18 protein-coding genes are annotated in these 25,806 nt (G+C 50.6%); 13 read left to right on the forward strand and 5 right to left on the reverse strand.

What is annotated here, in order from left to right:
- Nucleotides 1–85 precede the first annotated feature (85 nt).
- On the reverse strand, nt 86–1,054 hold the full coding sequence (trxB, locus tag D6029_RS12790; RefSeq protein WP_120065121.1) for a thioredoxin-disulfide reductase: 969 nt from the start codon (nt 1,052–1,054) through the stop codon (nt 86–88).
- A gap of 502 nt (nt 1,055–1,556) precedes the next feature.
- On the opposite strand from trxB, the gene lrp reads away from it, so the two are divergent.
- The 9 genes from lrp (at nt 1,557) to D6029_RS12835 (ending at nt 15,058) form a co-directional block, all read left to right on the forward strand.
- Nucleotides 1,557–2,051: a leucine-responsive transcriptional regulator Lrp gene (lrp, locus tag D6029_RS12795; protein ID WP_000228469.1), complete on the forward strand. Its 495-nt coding sequence runs from the start codon at nt 1,557–1,559 to the stop codon at nt 2,049–2,051.
- Between the two features lie 121 nt (nt 2,052–2,172).
- Nucleotides 2,173–5,952, forward strand: a complete 3,780-nt coding sequence (locus tag D6029_RS12800; RefSeq protein WP_120065122.1) for a DNA translocase FtsK 4TM domain-containing protein — start codon at nt 2,173–2,175, stop codon at nt 5,950–5,952.
- 15 nt (nt 5,953–5,967) lie between these two features.
- On the forward strand, nt 5,968–6,579 hold the full coding sequence (gene lolA, locus D6029_RS12805; RefSeq protein ID WP_120065123.1) for an outer membrane lipoprotein periplasmic chaperone LolA: 612 nt from the start codon (nt 5,968–5,970) through the stop codon (nt 6,577–6,579).
- A gap of 8 nt (nt 6,580–6,587) precedes the next feature.
- Nucleotides 6,588–7,931, forward strand: coding sequence for a replication-associated recombination protein A (locus D6029_RS12810; protein WP_120065124.1), 1,344 nt, complete (start codon nt 6,588–6,590; stop codon nt 7,929–7,931).
- Between the two features lie 94 nt (nt 7,932–8,025).
- Complete coding sequence (gene serS / locus D6029_RS12815; RefSeq protein ID WP_120065125.1) at nt 8,026–9,318, forward strand: serine--tRNA ligase; 1,293 nt, start codon at nt 8,026–8,028, stop codon at nt 9,316–9,318.
- 365 nt (nt 9,319–9,683) lie between these two features.
- Nucleotides 9,684–12,128 carry a dimethylsulfoxide reductase subunit A gene (gene dmsA / locus D6029_RS12820; protein ID WP_120065126.1) on the forward strand — a complete coding sequence of 815 codons (2,445 nt, stop codon included), beginning with the start codon at nt 9,684–9,686 and terminating at the stop codon, nt 12,126–12,128.
- A gap of 10 nt (nt 12,129–12,138) precedes the next feature.
- Nucleotides 12,139–12,756, forward strand: coding sequence for a DMSO/selenate family reductase complex B subunit (locus tag D6029_RS12825; RefSeq protein ID WP_034494312.1), 618 nt, complete (start codon nt 12,139–12,141; stop codon nt 12,754–12,756).
- Nucleotide 12,757: 1 nt separating this feature from the next.
- The gene (locus D6029_RS12830) at nt 12,758–13,618 is read left to right on the forward strand and encodes a dimethyl sulfoxide reductase anchor subunit family protein (protein ID WP_120065127.1); all 861 of its coding nucleotides are present in this window, start codon (nt 12,758–12,760) and stop codon (nt 13,616–13,618) included.
- 291 nt (nt 13,619–13,909) lie between these two features.
- A complete protein-coding gene (locus tag D6029_RS12835; RefSeq protein ID WP_120065128.1) occupies nt 13,910–15,058 on the forward strand; it encodes an MFS transporter in 1,149 nt (382 codons plus the stop codon).
- Nucleotides 15,059–15,105: 47 nt separating this feature from the next.
- Here D6029_RS12835 and pflA read toward each other — a convergent pair whose 3' ends face one another.
- The 4 genes from pflA to ycaO all read right to left on the reverse strand — a co-directional run bounded on the left by pflA (nt 15,106) and on the right by ycaO (nt 21,403).
- Nucleotides 15,106–15,846: a pyruvate formate lyase 1-activating protein gene (pflA, locus tag D6029_RS12840; RefSeq protein ID WP_120065129.1), complete on the reverse strand. Its 741-nt coding sequence runs from the start codon at nt 15,844–15,846 to the stop codon at nt 15,106–15,108.
- Between the two features lie 199 nt (nt 15,847–16,045).
- Entirely contained in the window at nt 16,046–18,328 is a 2,283-nt protein-coding gene (pflB, locus tag D6029_RS12845; protein WP_120065130.1) for a formate C-acetyltransferase, read from the reverse strand.
- A gap of 54 nt (nt 18,329–18,382) precedes the next feature.
- A complete protein-coding gene (gene focA, locus D6029_RS12850) occupies nt 18,383–19,240 on the reverse strand; it encodes a formate transporter FocA (RefSeq protein WP_034494317.1) in 858 nt (285 codons plus the stop codon).
- Nucleotides 19,241–19,645: 405 nt separating this feature from the next.
- The gene (ycaO, locus tag D6029_RS12855) at nt 19,646–21,403 is read right to left on the reverse strand and encodes a 30S ribosomal protein S12 methylthiotransferase accessory factor YcaO (protein WP_120065131.1); all 1,758 of its coding nucleotides are present in this window, start codon (nt 21,401–21,403) and stop codon (nt 19,646–19,648) included.
- 139 nt (nt 21,404–21,542) lie between these two features.
- Here ycaO and D6029_RS12860 point away from each other — a divergent pair, with 139 nt between their 5' ends.
- The 4 genes from D6029_RS12860 (at nt 21,543) to loiP (ending at nt 25,768) form a co-directional block, all read left to right on the forward strand.
- Nucleotides 21,543–22,235 (forward strand): DUF421 domain-containing protein, encoded by a 693-nt coding sequence (locus D6029_RS12860; protein WP_120065132.1) that lies wholly within the window; start codon nt 21,543–21,545, stop codon nt 22,233–22,235.
- A gap of 160 nt (nt 22,236–22,395) precedes the next feature.
- Nucleotides 22,396–23,481, forward strand: a complete 1,086-nt coding sequence (serC, locus tag D6029_RS12865) for a 3-phosphoserine/phosphohydroxythreonine transaminase (RefSeq protein WP_120065133.1) — start codon at nt 22,396–22,398, stop codon at nt 23,479–23,481.
- Between the two features lie 79 nt (nt 23,482–23,560).
- Nucleotides 23,561–24,844, forward strand: a complete 1,284-nt coding sequence (gene aroA, locus D6029_RS12870) for a 3-phosphoshikimate 1-carboxyvinyltransferase (RefSeq protein ID WP_120065209.1) — start codon at nt 23,561–23,563, stop codon at nt 24,842–24,844.
- 168 nt (nt 24,845–25,012) lie between these two features.
- On the forward strand, nt 25,013–25,768 hold the full coding sequence (gene loiP / locus D6029_RS12875) for a metalloprotease LoiP (RefSeq protein ID WP_120065134.1): 756 nt from the start codon (nt 25,013–25,015) through the stop codon (nt 25,766–25,768).
- Nucleotides 25,769–25,806: the final 38 nt, after the last annotated feature.

Below are 25,806 nucleotides of genomic sequence, written 5' to 3' on the forward strand. Positions count from 1 at the left end.
GGCAATGTTACAACGCAGGCAAAAGAAAGGCGACCCATTCAGTCGCCTTTACGTATCTTCAAACTGCTAATGAAGAGGGGAGAGGTTACTTGTTCTGTTCGGCCAGGCCGTCCAGGTAGCGCTCGGCATCCAGCGCAGCCATACAACCCGTACCCGCAGAGGTAATCGCCTGGCGGTAGATATGGTCCATTACATCACCTGCAGCGAACACGCCCGGAATGCTGGTTTGTGTCGCGTTGCCGTGAATACCAGACTGCACTTTGATGTAGCCGTTTTCCAGCTCGAGCTGATCGGCGAAAATCCCGGTGTTCGGGCTGTGGCCGATAGCCACGAACAAGCCTGCAACTTCCAGCTCTTCAGTGGTGTCGGTATTGTGCACATCACGCAGGCGCAGGCCACTCACACCCATCTGGTCACCCGTCACTTCATCCAGTGTACGGTCAGTGTGCAGCACGATGTTGCCGTTCTTCACTTTATCCATCAAACGGTTGATGAGGATTTTCTCCGCGCGGAAGCTGTCACGGCGGTGAATCAAGTGAACTTCGGAGGCGATGTTCGCCAGATAAAGTGCTTCTTCAACGGCAGTATTCCCGCCGCCAATGACCGCAACTTTTTGATTGCGATAGAAGAAACCGTCACACGTTGCACAGGCAGAAACGCCTCGGCCTTTAAACGCTTCTTCGGAAGGCAGACCCAGATAGCGAGCAGAAGCGCCGGTGGCGATTATTAACGCGTCGCAAGTGTACTCACCGCTATCGCCCGTCAGGCGGAACGGACGGTTCTGCAAATCAACTTTAGAGATGTGATCGAAAAGAATTTCGGTTTCGAATTTGGTTGCATGCTCGTGCATGCGCTCCATCAGCGCCGGGCCAGTCAGGTCATTTGGATCACCCGGCCAGTTCTCAACTTCGGTCGTTGTGGTCAGCTGGCCGCCTTTTTCCATCCCGGTAATCAAAACGGGCTTGAGGTTAGCGCGTGCCGCGTAGACTGCTGCGGTATAACCCGCAGGGCCGGAGCCAAGAATTAGCAATTTACTGTGTTTAGCGGTGCCCATGAGATCCTCATTGTTCGTTGGCAGTCAATCGAAGGATTGTAGGGAATTTGGCGAGGTAAAAAAAGGGTGAAGCAGCGGTGTTAGGGCATTGTGTTAACTATATGTGTAATAGCTGTGTTCAATCAGACGCGTTGAGTGAATAGAAAGTGCATAAAAATCCATCGCAACAGGGTAATTAATCACGGCACTAAAGTGATGAATAATCGTCAAGTGGCCGGGATATATGGCACGTTCCACTAATTTTCGATGTTTTGCTTTGACAATCCGCTAAGCATTTGCGAAAACATTCATGGAAGAAAAACATTTGGTGTGAGAGCAGTAAAATAATCACGCATACCTGATGCAATTTTACCGGGTTATTGAAATCTACTCATGGCGTGGACAGACGCCATGAGTGATGTCGATGGCGGCCATTGGGCACCGGTCTTCTCACGTACACCCGGAACAGTGACGTTGACCGGGTTATGGCAGGTGAAGGAAGGAACACAGAGAGACAATAATAATGGTAGATAGTAAGAAGCGCCCTGGCAAAGATCTCGACCGCATCGATCGTAACATTCTAAATGAACTGCAGAAGGATGGACGTATTTCCAACGTCGAACTTTCTAAGCGGGTAGGGCTTTCACCGACTCCGTGCCTTGAGCGCGTGCGTCGTCTGGAACGACAGGGTTTCATTCAGGGCTATACCGCTCTGCTGAACCCGCATTATCTGGATGCATCACTTCTGGTTTTTGTTGAGATTACTCTGAATCGTGGCGCCCCGGATGTGTTTGAGCAATTTAACGCCGCAGTTCAGAAACTTGAAGAAATTCAAGAATGTCATTTGGTTTCCGGTGATTTCGACTACCTGTTGAAAACCCGCGTACCTGATATGTCTGCGTACCGCAAATTACTGGGCGAAACCTTGTTGCGACTGCCGGGTGTGAACGATACCCGTACCTATGTGGTCATGGAAGAGGTCAAACAGAGCAATCGTCTGGTTATTAAGACCCGTTAACACGGGCCAGGTGCAAAATCTGAGTATTTTGGTTACACTCCTGGTAATTCATACAGCAACAGTGCCGGGAATGCCCGGCACTGTTGCTCTCCATATTTATTAAGGACCTGGAGAGTCTTACTTGAGCCAGGAATACACCGAAGAAAAAGAAGTTACATTGAGGAAACTCAGCAGCGGGCGTCGTGCATTAGAGGCGTTACTGCTTCTTGTTGCCATTTTTGCCGTCTATTTGATGGTGGCGTTGCTCAGTTTTAATCCTTCCGATCCTAGTTGGTCACAAACCGCATGGCACGAACCTATCCATAATCTGGGGGGAATGCCAGGAGCGTGGCTGGCCGATACTCTGCTATTCATTTTTGGCGTGATGGCCTACACCATCCCGGTGATCATTATCGGTGCGTGTTGGTTTACTTTCCGTAATCGTGATAGCGAAGAGTTTGTTGATTACTTTGCCGTTTCCTTGCGTCTGATTGGCGTATTGGCCATGGTGCTGACGGCCTGTGGCCTGGCGGCGATAAACGCAGATGACATCTGGTATTTCGCTTCCGGTGGCGTGATTGGTAGTTTGCTTAGCACCGCGATGATGCCTTTACTCAACAGCAGCGGCGGCACAATTGCATTGCTGTGCGTTTGGGCGGCAGGTTTAACCCTGTTTACCGGTTGGTCCTGGGTCGGTATTGCCGAGAAAATCGGCAGCGCGGTATTGAGCGTTCTGACGTTTGCCAGTAACCGTACGCGTCGGGATAACACCTGGCAGGACGATGATTACGACGAAGAAGATGAAGCTCATGGCGAAGAACACGCTCCAGAAGTGGAAAAGCGTGAGTCACGTCGTGCGCGTATTTTGCGTGGCGCATTAGCCCGCAAACAACGAATCTCAGAAAAATTCGCCAATCCTAACGCGCGTAAAACAGACACTGCGCTGTTTTCTGGTAAGCGTATGGATGATGCCGAAGACGACGTTTTGTTCTCGGGAAATAAAGCGACGCTGCCAGAAGACGACGTGCTGTTCTCCGGCAATAAAGCAACGTTACCTGAAAGCGACGAATACGACCCGTTACTGCACGGGCAATCTATCGTTACTCCTGTTGCAGCCGCTGCGGCAATGGCGAATCCAGCCTACGCTGCGCCGGTTATGCCGACGGCAACCGTTGCACCGGTTTCAGCACCTGTGCCAGAAATAGAACAGACGCCAGCCATTGCCTGGGAGCCTGCGCCGACCACAGTTACGCCAGATCCCGTGATTGCTCCAGCTCCAGAAAGTTACACCGCCCCTCGTGCCCCTGAGCAATACAATCAGCAGCACAATCCGCAACAGGTGACTAGTCACTGGTCAGAACCAGAAGCTGCGCAGCCTTTTGCTGAGCAAGCACCGTTTGAACCCACTCCGGTCGAACACGCCCCACCGCAGCCTGCTTATTATGAGCCAGCGCCCGTCGAGCCGATTGCCCAGCCTGAGCCTGTTGAAGAGTTCATACCTGCAACTCGTCCGCCACTGTACCATTTCGAAGAAGTCGAAGAGCGTCGTGCGCGTGAACGCGAACAACTGGCGGCCTGGTATCAGCCCGTTAACGAACCTAAGCCTGATCCGTATGGCTATGACAGCTCACCGGCCTTTGCATCTACAACATCCACTGACGCTTCGCGCTTTGACTCACCGGCAATACCTGAAATTCCGGTCGTGCCAGCGCCTGCGATGCCACAAGGTGTGCAGGATGCGGCAAAAGTGGCAGCTGCAGCGGCGGCCTTTAGCCCGGTATTTAGTATTGCCAGCGACGCCCCGCGTCCTCAGGTGAAAGAGGGCATTGGCCCGCAATTGCCACGTCCAAATCGTGTGCGAGTGCCGACTCGTCGTGAGCTAGCGTCTTACGGTATTAAGCTGCCTTCTCAACGCATGGCTGAAGAAGAAGCCCGTCGTTTGAATGGTACGGAACTGGATGACGACTACGTTGATGATGCCGAAGAAATGGAGCAGCACGAACTTGCGCGCCAGTTCGCCGCACAACAGCAGCAACGTTATGGCGAAGAGTATGAAGACGATGCGTCTGAGCAAGAGGAAGCTGAACAAGCAGAATTAGCTCGCCAGTTTGCAGCACAGCAGCAACAGCGCTACGCCTCAGAACAGCAGCAACCGACTCAGCAGCAACCAAATAACGTGCCGTTCTCACTGGATGATTTTGATTTCTCACCGATGAAAACGTTAGTGAATGATGGGCCGAGCGAGCCGTTATTTACGCCGATCGCGACACAAGCGCCTGCGCCTGTTCAGCAACCGCAAAGCTGGCAAGCAGCACCGCAAACGCATGTGCAGCAGCAACCACCGGCACCCGCTCCTGTTGCCGCACCATCGATACAAGAAAGTTTGATTCACCCGTTCCTGATGCGAAATGGCGACGATCGTCCGCTGCAACGCCCTACGACGCCGTTGCCATCGCTGGACTTGTTGACCTCACCGCCAGCAGAAGTGGAGCCGATTGATACCTTTGCGCTTGAGCAAATGGCGCGTCTGGTGGAAGCTCGTCTTGCGGATTATCGCATCAAGGCCGATGTGGTGGATTACTCTCCAGGGCCTGTTATTACACGCTTTGAGCTTGATTTAGCACCAGGTGTGAAAGCCGCGCGTATCTCTAACTTGTCGCGTGACCTTGCTCGTTCATTGTCCACTGTTGCGGTTCGTGTTGTTGAAGTTATTCCGGGCAAACCTTACGTTGGCCTCGAATTACCGAACAAAAAACGCCAGACCGTTTACCTGCGCGAAGTGCTGGATTGTGCAAAGTTCCGTGAGAGTGCTTCGCCGTTAACCGTGGTTTTGGGTAAAGACATCGGCGGCGAACCGGTGATTGCCGATCTGGCGAAAATGCCACACTTGCTGGTCGCGGGTACAACCGGCTCCGGTAAGTCTGTCGGCGTAAACGCGATGATCCTCAGCATGTTGTATAAAGCGACGCCTGAAGAAGTGCGCTTTATCATGATCGACCCGAAAATGCTTGAGTTGTCAGTGTATGAAGGCATTCCACATCTGTTAACTGAAGTCGTAACAGATATGAAAGATGCGGCCAATGCATTGCGCTGGAGCGTTAACGAAATGGAACGCCGCTACAAATTGATGTCAGCTTTGGGCGTGCGAAATCTGGCGGGTTACAACGAACGTGTGCTTGAAGCTGAACGCATGGGCCGCCCGATTCCAGATCCGTTCTGGAAACCAGGTGACAGCATGGAAGTTGCGCATCCAATGCTCGAAAAACTGCCGTATATCGTGGTGCTGGTAGACGAATTTGCTGACCTGATGATGACGGTGGGCAAGAAAGTCGAAGAGTTGATTGCTCGCCTGGCGCAGAAAGCGCGTGCTGCGGGTATTCACCTGGTGCTGGCAACTCAGCGTCCATCCGTTGATGTGATTACCGGTCTGATTAAAGCAAACATCCCGACACGCGTGGCGTTTACTGTGTCGAGTAAAATCGACTCCCGTACCATTCTCGATCAGGCTGGTGCTGAGTCACTGCTGGGAATGGGTGACATGCTCTATTCCGGGCCAAACTCGACATTGCCGGTACGTGTTCATGGTGCGTTTGTTCGTGACCAGGAAGTTCACGCTGTGGTTCAGGACTGGAAAGCACGTGGGCGTCCACAATACATCACCGGAATTACGTCTGACACCGAAAGTGAAGGCGGCGCAGGTGGTGGGTTGGATGGTGATGAAGAGCTGGATCCGCTGTTTGATCAGGCTGTGGCGTTTGTGGTCGAAAAACGTAAAGCCTCGATTTCAGGTGTTCAGCGTCAGTTCCGCATCGGTTACAACCGCGCAGCTCGTATTGTAGAACAGATGGAAGCGCAGGGGATCGTGAGTCCACAAGGCCATAACGGTAACCGCGAAGTGCTTGCGCCACCGCCATTTGAGTAACCCTAAGGGATCGTAATGAAGAAAATTGCTATTACTTGTGCATTATTGACGGCTCTGGCTGCAACTTCCGTTTGGGCTGATGCGGCGGGTGATTTGAAAACACGTCTGGATAAAGTCAGCAGCTTCCACGCCAGCTTCACTCAGAAAGTGACCGATGGTAGCGGTGCTGCCGTGCAGGAAGGTCAGGGTGATTTGTGGGTTAAGCGCCCAAATTTATTCAACTGGCATATGACTCAACCGGATGAAAGCATCCTGGTTTCTGATGGTAAAACATTGTGGTTCTACAACCCGTTTGTTGAGCAAGTGAGCGCCACCTGGCTGAAAGATGCAACTGGCAATACACCGTTTATGCTGATTGCTCGTAACCAGAGCAGTGACTGGCAGCAGTACAACATCAAACAAAGCGGTGATGATTTTATTCTGACGCCTAAAACCGCTGCCGGAAACCTCAAGCAATTCACCATTAATGTTGGGCGTGATGGCACAATCCATCAGTTCAGCGCCATTGAGCAAGACGACCAGCGCAGCAGCTATGCGCTGAAATCTCAGCAAAATGGCTCGGTGGATATGAGCAAGTTTACGTTTACCCCGCCAAAAGGCGTGACGGTGGACGACCAACGTAAGTAGAGGTATGAGTGAGCAACCTGTCGCTCGATTTTTCTGAAAATACCTTCCAGCCTCTGGCCGCACGTATGCGGCCAGAGAACCTCGCGCAGTACATCGGCCAACAGCATCTTCTTGCTCCAGGCAAATCTCTTCCGAAAGCTATCGAAGCCGGGCATCTCCATTCGATGATTTTATGGGGGCCACCAGGCACCGGTAAAACCACGCTGGCGGAAGTGATTGCGCATTATGCCGACGCGGATGTAGAGCGAATTTCGGCGGTAACTTCCGGTGTAAAAGAAATTCGTGAAGCCATAGAGCGAGCGCGCCAGAGCCGTAATGCAGGGCGCCGCACGATCCTGTTTGTGGACGAAGTCCATCGTTTCAATAAAAGCCAGCAGGATGCTTTCCTGCCGCATATTGAAGACGGCACGATCACGTTTATTGGTGCGACCACCGAAAACCCCTCGTTCGAATTAAACTCTGCTCTGCTTTCCCGTGCCCGTGTTTATTTGCTCAAATCGCTGACGACAGAAGATATTGAAAAAGTCCTCGACCAGGCAATGCACGACACCGCTCGCGGCTATGGCGGGCAGAATATCGTTCTGCCGGATGAGACTCGTCTGGCTATCGCCCAACTGGTTAACGGTGACGCTCGCCGTGCGCTGAACACGCTGGAAATGATGGCCGATATGGCTGAAGTTGATGCTAGCGGCAATCGCGTTTTGCAGATTGCGCTGTTAACCGAAATCGCTGGTGAACGCAGTGCGCGTTTTGATAATAAAGGCGACCGTTTTTACGATCTGATTTCCGCATTGCACAAATCGGTTCGCGGTTCCTCGCCGGATGCAGCCTTGTACTGGTACGCACGCATTATTACGGCGGGAGGTGATCCGTTGTATGTCGCTCGCCGTTTGCTGGCGATTGCCTCTGAAGATGTCGGTAATGCCGATCCGCGTGGTATGCAGGTTGCTATTTCCGCGTGGGACTGCTTTACGCGTGTTGGCCCAGCGGAAGGGGAACGAGCCATCGCTCAAGCCATTGTTTACCTGGCTTGTGCACCAAAAAGTAATGCAGTTTATACAGCATTCAAAGCGGCGATGGCCGATGCTCGTGAACGCCCGGATTACGATGTTCCGGTTCATCTTCGTAATGCGCCAACCAAACTGATGAAAGAAATGGGGTACGGCCAGGAGTATCGCTATGCTCATGACGAACCCAATGCCTACGCTTCCGGCGAGGTTTACTTCCCGCAGGAAATGGCACAAACACGCTATTATCGGCCAACAAACAGAGGTCTTGAAGGCAAGATTGGTGAAAAGCTCGCCTGGCTTGCTGAACAGGATCAAAATAGCCCGACAAAACGCTACCGATAATTCAGGCGTTGCGGTAAGGTTAGCAAGACTATCATTGCGGTTGCAGGCTGTGACCGCTATCCCCTTCATTTAATTCGATAAGCACAGGATAAGCATGCTCGATCCCAATCTACTGCGTACAGAGCCAGACGCAGTCGCTGAAAAACTGGCACGCCGAGGCTTCAAGCTGGATGTAGAAACGCTGCGCTCCTTAGAAGAGCGTCGTAAAGTGTTGCAGGTAAAAACAGAAAATCTGCAGGCTGAGCGTAACTCGCGATCGAAATCTATCGGCCAGGCGAAAGCGCGTGGGGAAGACATCGAGCCATTGCGTCAGGAAGTTAACCAACTCGGTGAAGACCTGGATGCAGCGAAAACTGAGCTTGATGCCCTGCTGGTAGAGATCCGCGATATCTCGTTGACGCTGCCTAACCTCCCGGACGATTGCGTTCCGATGGGTAAAGACGACAGCGAAAACGTTGAAATCAGCCGCTGGGGCGAGCCACGTAAATTCGATTTTGAAGTACGTGACCACGTGACGCTGGGCGAAATGGCTAAAGGCCTGGATTTCGCCTCTGCGGTTAAACTGACCGGTTCCCGCTTCGTGGTGATGCAAGGGCAAATTGCCCGCCTGCACCGCGCACTGAGCCAGTTCATGCTTGACCTGCACACCGAACAGCACGGTTACGTTGAAAACTACGTGCCATATCTGGTGAACCATGAAACGCTGTACGGTACAGGTCAATTGCCAAAATTTGGCGGTGATTTGTTCCATACTCGTCCGCTGGATGAAGAGGCCGGCAGCAGCAACTATGCGCTGATCCCTACCGCAGAAGTGCCGTTGACCAACCTGGTGCGCGACGAAATCATTGATGAAGACGATCTGCCGCTGAAAATGACCGCTCATACCCCATGCTTCCGTTCAGAAGCGGGTTCTTATGGTCGTGATACCCGTGGTTTGATTCGCCAGCACCAGTTCGACAAAGTCGAAATGGTTCAGATTGTTCGTCCGGAAGATTCTATGGACGCGCTGGAAGAACTGACCGCTCATGCTGAGAAAGTGCTGCAGTTGCTGGGCTTACCGTACCGCAAAGTATTGCTGTGCAGCGGCGATATCGGTTTTGGTTCGGCTAAAACTTATGATCTTGAAGTCTGGTTGCCAGCTCAGGATACTTACCGTGAAATCTCTTCTTGTTCAAACATGTGGGATTTCCAGGCGCGTCGCTTGCAGGCTCGCTGCCGCAGCAAAGCCGACAAGAAAACCCGCCTGGTGCATACACTGAACGGTTCAGGTTTGGCAGTAGGCCGTACTCTGGTCGCGGTTCTGGAGAACTATCAACAGGCTGATGGTCGTATTGAAGTTCCAGAAGTGCTGCGTCCATACATGAAAGGGCTTGAGTACATCGGCTAATTATTGCGGCTGATGTATTAGTTCTGTTTCACACTCGAAAAGCGCCTAAGGGCGCTTTTTTTATGCCGTAAATATTCTCATTCCCACAGATAATCCTCCTTTATTGACATCAGGCAATAACAAATACCCCTATATGAGTATCATTGCCTCCAGAAAGAGAGTGATGATGACGAATACAACTCATTCAGTTCCCTTATCATTTGGCTGTTTGAAGTGACATGATGTGACCGACAGCCAGTCGTGGTGCTGACATAAATTAAGACACTCCTTTCTCTTTTTGGCTGAGCAACGGAAACGCGGGCCGCAACTCCCTAAGTAACCACCGCCAGCTTGTTCAAACGTGAGCACGAAACAAGTGGGTCATTATGAAAGAGAAAACTCCTAATGCGGTTCTGAGCGCACAGGTCAGCCGCCGTAAGCTGGTGACAACCACCGCTATCGGTGGGCTTGCTGCTGCGAGCAGTGCATTAACACTCCCCTTTAGCCGACTGGCTTTTGCCCAAACTGCCGCTGATACGGTGAGTTCTGCTGAAAATGTCGTCTGGAGCGCTTGCACCGTAAACTGTGGAAGCCGCTGCCCGCTGCGCATGCATGTGGTTGATGGCGAAATCAAATACGTTGAAACCGACAATACCGGTAATGATGATTATGAAGGGCTGCATCAGGTTCGCGCCTGTTTGCGTGGCCGTTCAATGCGTCGCCGTGTCTATAACGCCGATCGCCTGAAATACCCGATGAAGCGCGTTGGTGCTCGAGGGGAAGGTAAATTTGAGAAAATCAGTTGGGATGAAGCATTCGATACCATCGCCAACAGCATGAAAGGCATCATCAAAGAGCATGGCAACGAAGCTATTTACCTGAACTACGGTACTGGGACGCTGGGTGGAACGATGACTCGCTCCTGGCCGCCTGGCTCCACACTGATTGCCCGCCTGATGAACTGCTGCGGCGGTTATCTGAACCATTACGGCGACTATTCCACCGCGCAAATTGCCGCTGGCCTGAATTACACCTATGGTGGCTGGGCGGATGGCAACAGCCCGTCTGACATTGAAAACAGTAAACTTGTCGTGTTGTTTGGGAATAACCCTGGCGAAACGCGCATGAGTGGCGGCGGGGTGACATATTACCTCGAGCAAGCGCGTGAAAAATCCAATGCCCGCATGATTATCATTGACCCGCGTTATACCGATACGGGGGCGGGCCGTGAAGATGAATGGATTCCGATTCGCCCCGGTACTGATACCGCGCTTATCTCGGCACTGGCGTGGGTGATGATCTCTGAAAACCTCGTTGATCAGCCATTCCTTGATAAATATTGCGTCGGCTACGACGAAAAGACACTGCCAAAAACGGCTCCAGCGAATGGCCATTACAAGGCTTACATCCTGGGTCAAGGGGCCGATGGTCTGGCGAAAACACCACAGTGGGCTGCCAAAATCACCGGTATTCCTGCTGAACGCATTGTGCAACTGGCGCGTGAAATCGCCACAGCCAAACCTGCTTTTATTAGCCAGGGTTGGGGGCCGCAGCGCCACTCAAACGGTGAGCTGGTTTCCCGTGCTATCGCGATGTTGTCGATTCTGACCGGAAACGTGGGCATCAACGGTGGCAACAGCGGCGCGCGTGAAGGGTCGTATGATTTGCCTTTCGTGCGTATGCCAACACTGGAAAACCCAGTGCAGACCAGCATTTCGATGTTCTTGTGGACGGATGCCATTGAGCGTGGGCCAGAAATGACCGCGACTCGTGACGGCGTTCGCGGCAAAGATAAACTCGATGTGCCAATCAAAATGGTCTGGAACTATGCCAGTAACTGCCTGATAAACCAGCACTCCGAAATTAACCGTACGCACGATATCCTGCAAGACGACAAGAAATGCGAAATGATTGTGGTGATCGATAACCACATGACTTCATCAGCAAAATATGCCGATATTTTGCTTCCAGACTGCACCGCCTCTGAGCAAATGGACTTCTGCCTGGATGCGTCCTGCGGCAACATGTCGTATGTGATTTTTGCTGATCAGGCAATCAAACCGCGCTTTGAATGCAAAACTATCTATGAAATGACCACTGAGCTGGCGAAACGAATGGGTGTTGAGGCTAAGTTCACTGAAGGCCGCACGCAAGAAGGCTGGATGCGTCATTTATATCAACAATCTCAGGAAGCGATTCCGGAATTGCCAGGTTTTGATGAGTTCCGTAAGCAAGGCATCTTTAAGAAGCGCGACCCGGAAGGGCATCACGTGGCTTACAAGGCCTTCCGCGAAGATCCTGCCGCCAATCCGCTGACGACGCCATCCGGGAAAATTGAAATCTACTCTGAGCAATTAGCTGAGATTGCCGCGACCTGGCAACTCAACGAAGGCGATGTTATCGATCCACTGCCGGTTTATAGCGCGGGCTTTGAAAACTACGGCGATCCGTTGGCAGAAACATGGCCATTACAGATGACCGGTTTCCACTATAAAGCGCGTACTCACTCAACGTACGGCAACGTGGAAGTGCTGAAGGCCGCCTGCCGTCAGGAAATGTGGATCAACCCGATTGACGCGCAACAGCGTGGCATCAAGAACGGTGACATGATTCGCATCTTCAACGGCCGTGGTGAAGTCCATATCAATGCGAAAGTGACGCCGCGTATTATTCCTGGCGTTGTCGCGATGGGGGAAGGGGCGTGGTATAGCCCGGATGCCAATAAAGTTGACCACGCTGGCTGCATTAACGTGTTGACCACCCAGCGACCATCGCCACTGGCGAAAGGCAACCCATCCCACAGTAACCTCGTCCAGGTCGAGAAGGCGTAAGGAATAGCTGATGACAACCCAATACGGATTTTATATCGACTCTAGCCGTTGTACCGGCTGCAAGACCTGCGAGCTGGCTTGCAAAGATTACAAAAACTTAGGCCCGGATGTCAGCTTCCGCCGCATTTATGAGTACGCGGGCGGTGACTGGCAAGAGGACAACGGCGTCTGGCAGCAAAACGTCTTTGCCTATTACCTGTCGATTGCCTGTAACCATTGCGAAGACCCGGCCTGTACCAAAGTCTGCCCGAGCGGCGCAATGCACAAACGCGAAGATGGCTTTGTGGTCGTTAACGAAGACGTGTGTATCGGCTGCCGCTACTGCCACATGGCTTGCCCTTATGGCGCACCGCAGTACAACGCTGAAAAAGGTCACATGACCAAATGCGATGGCTGCTATTCGCGTATCGCTGAAGGCAAGAAACCGATTTGCGTGGAATCTTGCCCGCTGCGTGCGCTGGATATGGCTCCGATTGCGGAATTGCGTGAAAAGTATGGCGAGCAAGCCGCCATTGCGCCGCTGCCATCAGCACATTTCACTAAGCCAAATATCGTGATTAAACCGAATGCCAACAGCCGTCCTTGCGGGGATAAAACCGGCTATCTGGCTAACCCGAAGGAGGTCTAAGATGGGTAACGGATGGCATGAATGGCCGTTAATGGTCTTTACGGTTTTAGGGCAATGCGTGGCAGGCGGTTTTATCGTTATGGCGTTGGCGTTGATGACGGGCGTTTCTGAACGCGCGCAGCAAAAACGTGTGCACTGGGCGATGATCGTGCTGTGGATACTGATGGGAATCGGCTTTATGGCCTCGGTTCTGCATCTGGGTTCACCGCTGCGCGCTTTCAATTCACTCAATCGCATTGGCGATTCGGCACTGAGTAATGAAATTGCCAGCGGTTCAGTGTTCTTCGCGGTGGGCGGTTTTTGGTGGCTGATTACCGTTCTGGGCAAAATGCCGCAGGCATTGGGTAAAATCTGGATGGTTCTGACCATGATTCTGGGCGTGTTTTTCGTCTGGATGATGTGCAAGGTTTACCTGATTGATACCGTGCCAACCTGGTATAGCGCTTATACACCGCTCAGCTTCTTCCTGACGATGTTTATTGGTGGCCCGCTTCTGGGCTATTTGCTGCTGCGTGTTGCGGGCGTGCAGGGTTGGGGCATGCGACTTCTTCCTGCTATTTCGCTTTTAGCGATTGTGATGAGCACCGTTGTGGTGATGTTACAAAGCATGGAACTGGCTACGATTCAGAGTTCTATTGCTCAGGCCTCGGCACTCGTGCCGCAATATGGCGCGTTAATGTCATGGCGATTAGTGCTACTGGCTGCTGCATTAGTTTGTTGGATTGTTCCACAGCTAAAAGGTGGGTTAGCAAGTCCAGCAGTTCTGACGTTCGCATTCGTGCTGATGATTGCCGGAGAGCTTATCGGTCGCGGCGTTTTCTATGGCCTGCATATGACCGTTGGCATGGCGATAGCGAGTTAATAAAACTTCTGATATTAAATGCGCCTCCGGGCGCATTTTTTTTGCTCTTGCATAGGAAAATATCATCCGACTCACCATGAAATTTTTCATATATCCCGCTTCGATCAATTTTTGCTGATCCCATCAAAAACAGCGAGATAGCATTATGGCGCTGTACTTTGCTCGCCACTTGGATAAGTTTTTCAAATCGACCGCTTTCAAATCGTGCCAGGCCCCGTCAGCGCTGGATTGACAATCATTTTTCCAGTGGCATGATGCGCACAAATTATTCTCTTCCTCGCGGTTTTTTACATGTCCACCTATACCCGACCAGTGATGCTTTTGCTCTGTGGTCTGATGCTTTTGACCCTGGCGATAGCGGTTTTAAATACGCTGGTTCCCCTCTGGTTAGCTCATGAACATCTTCCTACCTGGCAAGTCGGGATGGTCGGTTCGTCGTATTTTACCGGAAACTTACTGGGTACATTACTGACCGGGTGGCTAATCAAACGGCAGGGCTTTAACCGTAGCTACTATCTTGCGTCGCTGATTTTTGCTGCGGGTTGCGCAGGGCTAGGGTTAATGACCGGGTTCTGGAGCTGGATGATGTGGCGTTTCATCGCGGGTATTGGCTGCGCGATGATCTGGGTGGTGGTTGAGAGTGCTTTGATGTGCAGCGGGACTTCGCGCAATCGCGGGCGCTTGCTGGCGGCTTATATGATGGTTTATTACGTTGGTACAGTTCTGGGCCAGCTGATGATAAGCAAAATGCCGACGGATTTAGCCAGTGTTCTGCCGTGGGTCACCGCATTGATTTTGGCCGCGATTCTGCCACTGTTGTTCACTCGTATTGTGAATGATCGCAGTGAAAACCACGAAGCGACGCCAGTATGGCCGATGCTGCGTCTACGCCACGCTCGCCTTGGCGTGAACGGCTGTATTATTTCTGGGATTGTTCTCGGTTCGTTGTACGGATTAATGCCGCTGTATTTAAACCATAAAGGCTTCAGCGATGCCGGTATTGGTTTCTGGATGGCGGTGATGGTCAGCGCGGGGATTGTGGGGCAGTGGCCAGTTGGCCGCCTTGCAGATCGTTTTGGCCGCTTGCTGGTGCTGCGCGTTCAGGTATTTATTGTGATTATGGGTTGCATGGCGATGCTGACCAATGCCGCGATGGGGCCGACATTGTTTGTGCTCGGGGCGGCGGGCTTTACGCTGTACCCGGTGGCAATGGCCTGGGCCTGTGAGAAAGTTGAACATCACCAGTTGGTGGCAATGAACCAGGCGCTGTTATTGAGTTACACCGTTGGCAGCTTGCTTGGCCCAACGTTTACGTCAATGTTGATGCAAAGCTACTCTGACAGCTTACTGTTCGTGATGATTGCCGGTGTGGCATTTATTTACTTGCTGATGTTGCTGCGCAAAGCAGGGCCGCATACCACACCGATTGCCCATGCCTGATACAAAAATGGCCCTCAATGAGGGCCATTTTTGCTAGTGCTTCGAGGTTAGTACATCACTTTGTGACCGTACTGTTCCAGAATACCTTTAACGCGTTCCATGGTTTCTTTCTTCGGTGGATGCACGCCATCAAGCTTGTACTCTTCGCCCATCGCGACCCATTTGTGTTTGCCCAACTCGTGGTAAGGCAACAACTCAATCTTCTCGACGTTACCCATATCACGCGTGAACTCGCCAAGGCGATGCGCAGAGTCATCATCATCAGACCAGCCTGGTACAACAACATAACGAATCCAGACATTCACGTTTTTGTCGGACAGGTAGCGCGCAAATTCCAGCGTACGATGGTTTGAAACGCCAACCAGATTCTGGTGAATCTCATCGTTCATCTGTTTTAAATCCAGCATGACCAGATCGGTCACTTCGAGTAATTCATCAATCACCGGGTCGTAGCGGCGCACAAAACCGTTGGTATCAAGACAGGTATGAATGCCTTCGGTACGACAGGCGCGGAACCAGTCACGTACAAACTCAGCTTGCAGAATGGCTTCGCCACCAGATGCAGTGACACCGCCGCCAGAAGCGTTCATAAAGTGGCGATAGGTCACCACTTCTTTCATCAGCTCTTCAACGGTGATCTCTTTGCCGCCGTGCGTGTCCCATGTGTCACGGTTATGGCAATACAGGCAGCGCATCAGGCAGCCCTGGAAGAAGGTGATAAAACGAATACCGGGACCATCCACGGTACCGCAGGATTCAAAAGAATGAATTCGGCCAATTACTGACATTGCGGTGTTCTCTCCAGTATTGGTCCATGCCTTAAAGCAAGAACCAGGTTGAGCGCGGTCTAAGTCTTGATTGCCGCGTCGAATCGATTTTGCGAGATAACTTAAACGTAGCAGTTATCTTGCAAAACCGGTTCTGACATAAGAAAAGGCCCCACCGAGGTGGAGCCTTTATTCTACGCCTTTTCAGACAAACCGTGAATTACATGGTTTGAGTGAAGGTACGAGTAATAACGTCCTGCTGTTGTTCTTTAGTCAGGGAGTTAAAACGTACAGCGTAACCAGATACACGAATGGTCAGCTGAGGATATTTCTCAGGGTGTTCCATCGCATCCAGCAGCATTTCACGGTTCATTACGTTCACGTTCAGGTGTTGACCACCTTCGATGGACGCTTCGTGGTGGAAGTAACCATCCATCAGACCCGCGAGGTTAGTTTTACGAACTTCGTCGTCTTTACCCAGTGCGTTAGGAACGATAGAGAAGGTGTAAGAGATACCATCTTTAGCGTAAGCAAACGGCAGTTTAGCAACGGAAGTCAGAGAGGCAACAGCACCTTTCTGGTCACGACCGTGCATTGGGTTAGCACCTGGACCGAATGGAGCGCCAGCGCGACGACCGTCTGGGGTGTTACCGGTTTTCTTACCATAAACCACGTTAGAGGTGATGGTCAGAACAGACTGAGTCGGGATAGCGTTACGGTAAGTAGTCAGTTTCTGAATTTTCTTCATGAAACGTTCTACCAGGTCAACAGCGATGTCATCTACGCGAGAATCGTTGTTACCGAACATTGGGTATTCGCCTTCGATTTCGAAGTCTACAGCCAGGCCGTCTTCGTCACGAACAGGTTTAACTTTCGCGTATTTGATTGCAGACAGGGAGTCAGCTGCAACAGACAGACCCGCGATACCACAAGCCATGGTGCGAACAACGTCACGGTCATGCAGAGCCATCAGAGACGCTTCGTAGCTGTATTTATCATGCATGTAGTGAATGATGTTCAGCGCGGTGACGTACTGTTTAGCCAGCCAATCCATGAAGTGATCCAGACGATCGAGAACGTTATCGTAGTCCAGAACATCAGCCATGATTGGTGCTTCTTTAGGACCAATTTGGATTTTCAGTTTTTCATCAACGCCGCCGTTGATTGCATACAGCATGGTTTTCGCCAGGTTAGCACGAGCACCGAAGAACTGCATTTGCTTACCAACAATCATTGGGCTTACGCAACATGCGATTGCGTAGTCATCGTTGTTGAAGTCAGGACGCATCAGATCGTCATTCTCATATTGCAGAGAAGAAGTATCGATGGAAACTTTAGCAGCGAATTTCTTGAAGTTCAGTGGCAGCTTTTCAGACCACAGAATAGTGATGTTCGGCTCCGGAGACGGCCCCATGGTGTACAGGGTGTTCAGGAAACGGAAGCTAGATTTGGTAACCAGAGTACGGCCATCTACACCCATACCGGCGATAGATTCGGTCGCCCAGATTGGGTCACCAGAGAACAGCTCATCATACTCAGGGGTACGCAGGAAGCGAACCATACGCAGTTTCATGACCAGGTGGTCAATCATTTCCTGTGCTTGAAGCTCAGTGATTTTGCCCGCTTTCAGGTCACGTTCGATGAACGCATCCAGGAAGGTGGACACACGGCCGAAGGACATTGCTGCGCCGTTCTGAGATTTAACCGCAGCCAGGTAGCCGAAGTAAGTCCACTGAATAGCTTCTTGAGCGTTTTTAGCAGGACCAGAGATATCGCAGCCATATTTAGCAGCCATTTCTTTGATCTGACCCAGAGCACGGTGTTGCTCGGAGATTTCTTCACGCAGACGGATTGTTGCTTCCAGATCTTCGCCGTTTTCCAGTTTGGTCTGCAGAGAATTGAACTGAGCAAATTTGTCTTTCATCAGGAAGTCGATACCGTACAGCGCTACGCGACGGTAGTCACCGATGATACGACCACGACCGTAAGCATCCGGCAGACCGGTGATTACGCCTGATTTACGGCAGTTCAGGATGTCTTTGGTATAAACGTCAAACACACCCTGGTTGTGGGTTTTGCGGTATTCGGTGAAGATCTTTTTCAGCATTGGGTCAAGTTCACGACCGTATACTTTGCAAGAACCTTCAACCATTTTGATGCCACCAAACGGAATAATTGCACGTTTCAGTGGAGCATCAGTCTGCAAGCCAACGATGGTTTCGAGGGACTTGTTGATGTAACCAGCATCATGAGAGGTGATGGTGGAAGCAAGGTCAGTATCGAAGTCAACAGGCGCATGAGTGCGGTTTTCCTGTTTAACACCTTCCATGACGTCATCCCACAATGTGGTAGTTGCTTCAGTAGCACCTGCCAGGAAGGACTCGTCACCCTCGTAAGGGGTGTAGTTTTTCTGAATAAAGTCACGCACGTTGACTTCATTCTGCCAGTCGCCTTTGGCAAAACCTTCCCAGGCTGTGGCTAACTTCTCATTAAGCTCGGACATTTAACACCTACCTTCTAATGTGGATTTCTTATTCCCTGAACAATGGTTAGCACATTAGTGCTTATCGCCACCGCGCAGATAAATTACCCAGTACGTCAACCCAACCAGTACACCGCCACCAATGATGTTCCCAATAGTTACTGGGATCAGGTTATCAGTGATGAAGTTCAATACGGTCAAGTGTGTGAAATTGTCCGGAGACGACCCGACTGCGGTCCAGAATTCCGGGCTTGCAAAGTTGCGTACTACGATACCCAAAGGGATCATGAACATGTTTGCGATACTGTGCTCAAAACCACAAGCAACAAACATGGCGACCGGGAGGATCATAGCAAACATCTTATCCATCAAACTGCGGCCCGAGTAGCTCATCCAGACAGCCAGACAGACCATCAGGTTAGCCAAAATACCGAGGCACACAGCTTCAATAAAGGTGTGATGCATTTTGTGGTCTGCGGTTTGAAGCACATTCAGACCCCACGCACCATTTGCTGTCATATACATGCCTGACAACCAAATCAACACCACGAATAGCAACGCACCAACCAAGTTTCCGACATAGACGTTAATCCAGTTCTTGGCTAGCTGACCCCAGGTGATTCGCCCGCTGGCTTTCGCAACAACGATTAACACCGTAGAGGTGAAAAGGTCGGCACCGCAGATGACACAAAGGATAAGCCCTAAGGAGAAGCAAGTACCACCAATCAGTTTTGCAATCCCAAATGGAATGGTTGCAGTACCGGTGGTCGCAGTGATGTAAAAGACAAAGGCAATCGAGATGAACATGCCCGCAGTGATCGCTAAATAAAACGTGGTCAGCGGGTGTTTTGTTGCTTTATAGACGCCAGCATCTTCGGCGACTTTCGCCATAGCGGCTGGGAGCAATAGATCAAAAGGGTTGTCAGCTTTCACACTAACTCTCTCTTATTTAATTCGGCGACGAGATACTAACAAAGCATTATAGAGTAAAAATTGATATGGATCATATCTCGCCAAGCTTATAGGCCTGTTAAAAGCAGGTGATTACCTGATTTTCAGCGTAAGTAATTGATATTAATTATAAAAATAAAGTTTAAAATTTATAACGTAATTTGATATTTACCCTCGAAGCCCAGGTGAATGGTTAATTAGAAATGAGTATTTCAATAATTTTGCAACAATATTTATAGCTTAAAATAATATTATTTCACCAATATTTAACTATTGAGTCACAAATGAAATTATTGCGGTGACAATAAAAACACGGGGCAATAAAAATCGCCCCGTAATATAGCGTAAACCTGATGATTTACGCACCTTTACTCATATTTTATTACTTTATTTCCAGAAAGCGGCTTTTGCGCGTTGCAACTTTTCATAGGCGCTTAACAATGCCTGATGGGCAGGGAAGGCTTTCAAATCGCTATCGACAGCCTGCAAGCCATAGAATGGCGCTTCGCCACTGAGCGCTGCACTCGCTGCTTCTACTGTTTCTGCGCCGTACATACGTACAAAGGCATTCAGATATTGCAGCGGCTGGCGGTCTTCTTCCATTGCCAGCAACAGTAAGGTTTGCAGGCAACGGTAGTAGTTGGCACGCTCAGCGCTGAAAATAGAGGCGTTGAACTCCATCGTCCACTCAGTCCAGATAAGTGCTTGCTCGGTATCGCCACCCGCCAACGCCAACATCGCTTTCAGCTCACCAATACGCAGCGTATACCAACCGTTGTCTTTGCCCGTCGCCAGGCCCAGCAGTTCACGCACTCGGGTGAAATCATCATGACCTTCTTCATCTAATTGCGAGATGAGATTGAGATAATCTTGTTTTTCCCACGCGCTGCCCGGCAGAGCCAGAATGGTGTCGCGCAGGTGATAGCCCATATTGTTGTTAGCCAGCAGCAGATCTTCTGCTGGATAAATATCGGACATTCCCGGCACGATGATGCGGCAAGCGTAGACATCCAGGTGCTGGTAATCGGCGATGTAGACTTCTTGATCTTCTGCGTTAAAGATTGCCATTAATGTGGCGAACTCTTCTTCTGTCGTGCCAGAGAAATTCCAGTCAACAAATGGATAGTCAGCATCTTGCTTGAACATATCCCAGGAAATCAGGCCGCTTGAGTCGATGAAGTGAGTTTCGAGGTTGGCGTGCTCGCCGACTTCTTCATCATCGAAAGTTGGCGGAGTGAACACGTCCAGGTCTTTCAGGCCACGGCCCTGAAGCAGTTCAGTCACCGTACGCTCCAGTGCCACACCAAAATCAGGATGCGCACCGAAAGAAGCAAAGCAGGTGCCGTTTGCTGGGTTGAACAACACAACGCAGATAACCGGGTATTTTCCGCCCAATGAACCGTCGTAAGCAAAGATTGGGAAACCTTCCGCTTCCAGAGTGGCGATTGACTCAACCACGCCCGGATAGCGTGCCAGCACTTCTTGCGGGATTTCTGGCAGGCTGATGCTTTCAGCAATAATGCGGTTTTTAATGTGGCGCTCGAAAACTTCTGAAAGCCCCTGAACACGCGCTTCGTTTGCGGTGTTGCCCGCAGACATGCCGTTTGAAACGTACAGGTTACCGATGATGTTCATCGGGATATAAACGGTTTCCTGGTCAGACTGACGGGTAAATGGCAGGGCGCAAATACCACGCTCTTCATTACCTGATTGCAGGTCAATCAACATTCCCGCAGTGACTTCGTTTTCAGGATCGTAAAACGCACGCAGACGCTCGTCGAGAATGCCTTCGGGCAGTTGCTCATCTTCAGGAATAGGGAACCACTTCTCGTTTGGATAATGCACAAACGGGCCATTGGCGATGGTTTTGCCTAACCAGAAATCAGCAAAGAAATAGTTAGTCGACAGACGTTCAAAATATTCACCCAGTGCAGACGCTAACGCCGCTTTTTTAGTCGCGCCTTTACCATTGGTAAAGCACAGCGCGCTGTCTTTATCACGGATGTGAACAGACCAGACGTTAGGAACCGGGTTTAACCAGGAGGCTTCTTCAATATTAAAGCCCAGATCGGCAAGTTTGGTCTGGAAGCGAGCGATGGAATCTTCCAGAGCGGCATCTTTGCCAGGAATAAAGGTTTGAGTCATGAGGTTTTCACTTTTGTCGTACGCAAAGCGCGCAATGATACGGGTTTTAGCCGACCGACGCTATCGTCAGCGGCAAGCAGGCGGCCTTAGCATAACAGGCTATGCTTATTGTCAGTAACCTACTGTTATGGCGGTATAAATGAAGACCTTTGATCTCCAACGGATGGCTTTAGACGAAGTCCCACTCGATTTCCTTTGGGAAGTGGCATTTCGTAGTCTCTACACCTTTATATTAGTGTTCCTGTTTTTAAAAATAACCGGGCGGCGTGGCGTTCGCCAGATGTCGCTGTTTGAAGTGTTAATCATCCTGACGCTTGGCTCGGCGGCAGGGGATGTGGCGTTTTATCATGATGTGCCCATGCTGCCTGTTTTTGTCGTCTTTATCACTCTTGCTTGTTTGTATCGCCTCGTCATGTGGTTGATGAGCCACAGTGAAAAACTGGAAAACCTTCTGGAAGGGAAACCGGCTGTCATCATCGAAGATGGCGAGTTTGCCTGGGAGAAAATGAAAGCCCAGAACATGACGGAGTTTGAGTTTTTTATGGAACTCCGTCTGCATGGCGTGGAGCATTTGGGGCAGGTTCGCCTGGCAATACTCGAAACCAACGGCCAGATTAGCGTTTATTACTACCCGGATGATCTCGTTCGCCCTGGCTTATCTATTTTGCCTGAGTATTGCAGTGAGCGTTTTGAAGTGATTCCAGAAGATGGCGATTACGCCTGCATTCATTGCAGCGAAGTCATTACCTTTAATGCCGGAGTCAAAGTGGCCTGCCCACGTTGCAAGCATCAGCAATGGGTCAAAGCCAGCACGGCTACCAGAGTGACCTGATGGGCATTTATCGGGCGTTTAAATCACCGACTAGTGGATTCTGTTGTGTGATTTTGCGCACATTCCCGCAGCGTGCCCGATTAAGCATTGCAGCCTTATCTTCTGAATGATAAAACCGATATCGTGATAAATCTTATTGCTCTAAGCGTGGTGAGGGGAAATGACTCAGGTATACAATTTTAGTTCCGGCCCGGCGATGCTACCGGCTGACGTACTTCGTCGTGCGCAAAATGAACTCTGCGACTGGCAAGGATTAGGCACCTCCGTAATGGAGATTAGCCACCGTAGTAAAGAGTTTATTCAGGTTGCTGAAGAAGCCGAAAAAGATTTTCGTGATCTGCTGAAAATCCCCTCGAACTACAAAGTTTTATTCTGTCACGGTGGTGGTCGCGGTCAATTCGCGGGCGTTCCATTAAATCTGCTGGGTGACAAAACGACCGCTGATTACGTTGATGGTGGCTACTGGGCGAGCAGTGCAGTAAAAGAAGCACACAAATACTGCACACCAAACGTTATCGATGCCAAAGTTACGGTTGACGGCCTGCGTGCCATCAAGCCGATGAGCGAGTGGCAAGTTTCCGAAAACAGCGCTTACCTGCATTTCTGCCCGAACGAAACCATTGACGGCATTGCGACTCATGAAACACCAGATTTTGGCGACACCGTCGTTGTTGCTGACTACTCGTCTTCAATCTTGTCCCATCCGATGGACGTTAGCCGTTTTGGCGTAATCTACGCTGGTGCGCAGAAAAACATCGGCCCGGCGGGTTTAACGCTGGTTATTGTGCGCGAAGATTTGCTTGGTAAGGCGCATAAAGCCTGCCCGTCTATTCTTGATTACTCCGTGCTGAACGAAAACGACTCCATGTTCAATACCCCGCCAACCTTCGCCTGGTATCTGTCAGGTCTGGTCTTTAAATGGCTGAAAGAGCAGGGTGGCGTGGAGGCAATGGATAAAATCAACCGGGCGAAAGCTGAGTTGTTATACGGTGTCATTGATAAGAGCGATTTCTATCGTAACGATGTTGCTCCGGCGAACCGTTCACGTATGAACGTACCGTTCCAGTTAGCGGATAGTGCATTGGACAAACTGTTCCTTGAAGAATCCTTCGCTGCTGGCTTGCATGCACTGAAAGGTCACCGCGTGGTCGGTGGAATGCGTGCTTCTATCTATAACGCAATGCCGTTAGAAGGCGTGAAAGCACTGACCAACTTTATGGTCGACTTTGAACGTCGCCACGGTTAATCGCTGCTAGTTGTTATTATCCCCGCGGCATAGTTCGCGGGGTTTTTATTCTGTTTGAGTTGAGAGTATTTTTCCCATGCTGGAATCCCTGACGTTACAACCCATCGCACTAGTCGACGGCACCATTAATCTTCCTGGTTCTAAAAGTGTATCCAACCGCGCTTTACTGCTCGCAGCACTGGCGAATGGCACCACTGAACTGACTAACTTGCTCGATAGCGATGATGTGCGTCATATGCTCAACGCGCTGAAAGCATTGGGAGTGAGTTATACGCTTTCCGCCGATCGTACGCGTTGCGAAGTGACTGGCATGGGTGGCCCATTGCAGGCAACGGGTGAGCTGGAGTTGTTCCTGGGCAATGCCGGTACAGCCATGCGCCCACTGGCCGCGGCTTTGTGTCCGGGTAGTAACAATATTGTGTTGACCGGCGAACCACGGATGAAAGAGCGTCCAATCGGCCATCTGGTTGATGCTTTACGCCAGGGCGGTGCACAGATTGATTATCTGGAACAAGAAAATTACCCACCGTTGCGCTTGCGTGGCGGTTTCAGCGGCGGCCAGGTTTCTGTCGACGGCAGCGTTTCCAGCCAGTTCTTAACCGCTCTTTTGATGACAGCTCCGCTGGCTGCGAACGACACTGAAATCACTATAAAAGGCGAGTTGGTATCGAAACCGTATATCGACATTACGCTGCACCTGATGAAAACCTTCGGCGTGGAAGTTGAAAACCGTGATTACCGCAGTTTTGTGATTCGTGGCGGCCAGCAGTACACCTCACCGGGTGCTTACCTGGTAGAAGGCGATGCTTCTTCTGCTTCCTATTTCCTTGCGGCTGGGGCAATCAAAGGCGGTACAGTAAAAGTGACTGGCATTGGTCGCAACAGCGTGCAGGGCGATATTCGCTTTGCCGATGTGCTGGAAAAAATGGGTGCAAAAGTGACGTGGGGCGATGATTTCATCTCTTGCGAACGCGGCGAACTCAACGCGATTGATATGGATATGAACCATATCCCGGATGCGGCAATGACAATTGCTACTGCGGCCTTGTTTGCCAAAGGCACTACAACACTGCGTAATATTTATAACTGGCGAGTCAAGGAAACCGACCGTCTTAGCGCTATGGCTACCGAGTTGCGCAAAGTCGGAGCGGTAGTGGAAGAGGGTGAAGATTACATCACCGTCACTCCACCAGTACAGTTACAAGTTGCAGAAATTGGTACCTATAACGATCACCGTATGGCGATGTGCTTCTCGCTGGTGGCGTTGTCAGATACACCGGTCACGATTCTTGATCCGAAATGTACTGCGAAAACTTTCCCTGACTATTTTGAACAGTTAGCGCGTATCAGCACACTGGCTTAATGTTTCATCCACGCTCCGGTTGATTTATAAGCCGGAGCGTTTTTTGCAACTCTGAATTCGTACCCCTTCCGCAACTTGATACAACCTCTTTCACTGTTAACCTCTCTTCCGGTTTGTTTTATAAATCAAACATTTGTTTTTTTGATTATTCATCAACGGAAGATAATTATGAAAAATATTAAAGCGGTTCTGCTGGTCACAATGATAGCCGGAATTCTATCTGGCTGTCAGAACCTCAACGGCGATAAATTGGCCAGTGCGACAATGTCTGCTTACAACGCGGCAACCCTTAGCGACGCCGATGTTAAAGCCGTCGCAAATGGCGCCTGTAAGGAGATGGATAGCGAGAGTCAAATTGCTGGTAAATCCAGCAAATATACCAAACGCGTTAATAAAATTGCCAAAGCGCTGGGCAAGGAAATCAACGGGACTCCAGTCAGTTACAAAGTATATTTAACTAGCGACGTCAACGCCTGGGCAATGGCAAACGGTTGTGTGCGTGTCTATAGCGGGTTGATGGATATGATGACCGACAATGAAGTAGAAGGCGTATTGGGGCATGAAATGGGGCACGTGGCTCTCGGTCATACCCGAGAAAAAATGCAAACAGCTTATGCAACGGTGGCCGCTCGTGATGCTATTTCAGCAACCAGCGGCGTGGCTTCTCAGCTTTCTCAGTCTCAGTTAGGTGATTTGGCGGAAGGCGTGATTAACGCAACATTTTCGCGTAGTGAAGAATCAGAAGCAGATGATTTCTCATATGATTACCTGAAAAAACGCGGCATCAATACTCAGGGCCTGGCCAGTAGCTTTGATAAACTGGCAACACTGAGCGGCAGTGCAAAATCTATGTTTGACTCGCACCCACCTTCAACTGAACGTGCTCAACATATCCGTGAGCGCATAGCAGCAGATAAAAAATAATCTACCTCTCTGATTTAGGGGCTGGTTTTTGCCGGCCC

It is taken from the genome of Buttiauxella izardii, assembly GCF_003601925.1.
Classification (GTDB): domain Bacteria; phylum Pseudomonadota; class Gammaproteobacteria; order Enterobacterales; family Enterobacteriaceae; genus Buttiauxella; species Buttiauxella izardii.

Bases quoted from the DNA above. Each gene is read 5' to 3' on its own strand.
- trxB (WP_120065121.1), bottom strand. From the start codon at position 1,054: ATGGGCACCGCTAAACACAGTAAATTGCTAATTCTTGGCTCCGGCCCT.
- lrp (WP_000228469.1), top strand. From the start codon at position 1,557: ATGGTAGATAGTAAGAAGCGCCCTGGCAAAGATCTCGACCGCATCGAT.
- lolA (WP_120065123.1), top strand. From the start codon at position 5,968: ATGAAGAAAATTGCTATTACTTGTGCATTATTGACGGCTCTGGCTGCA.
- serS (WP_120065125.1), top strand. From the start codon at position 8,026: ATGCTCGATCCCAATCTACTGCGTACAGAGCCAGACGCAGTCGCTGAA.
- dmsA (WP_120065126.1), top strand. From the start codon at position 9,684: ATGAAAGAGAAAACTCCTAATGCGGTTCTGAGCGCACAGGTCAGCCGC.
- D6029_RS12825 (WP_034494312.1), top strand. From the start codon at position 12,139: ATGACAACCCAATACGGATTTTATATCGACTCTAGCCGTTGTACCGGC.
- D6029_RS12830 (WP_120065127.1), top strand. From the start codon at position 12,758: ATGGGTAACGGATGGCATGAATGGCCGTTAATGGTCTTTACGGTTTTA.
- D6029_RS12835 (WP_120065128.1), top strand. From the start codon at position 13,910: ATGTCCACCTATACCCGACCAGTGATGCTTTTGCTCTGTGGTCTGATG.
- pflA (WP_120065129.1), bottom strand. From the start codon at position 15,846: ATGTCAGTAATTGGCCGAATTCATTCTTTTGAATCCTGCGGTACCGTG.
- pflB (WP_120065130.1), bottom strand. From the start codon at position 18,328: ATGTCCGAGCTTAATGAGAAGTTAGCCACAGCCTGGGAAGGTTTTGCC.
- ycaO (WP_120065131.1), bottom strand. From the start codon at position 21,403: ATGACTCAAACCTTTATTCCTGGCAAAGATGCCGCTCTGGAAGATTCC.
- D6029_RS12860 (WP_120065132.1), top strand. From the start codon at position 21,543: ATGAAGACCTTTGATCTCCAACGGATGGCTTTAGACGAAGTCCCACTC.
- serC (WP_120065133.1), top strand. From the start codon at position 22,396: ATGACTCAGGTATACAATTTTAGTTCCGGCCCGGCGATGCTACCGGCT.
- loiP (WP_120065134.1), top strand. From the start codon at position 25,013: ATGAAAAATATTAAAGCGGTTCTGCTGGTCACAATGATAGCCGGAATT.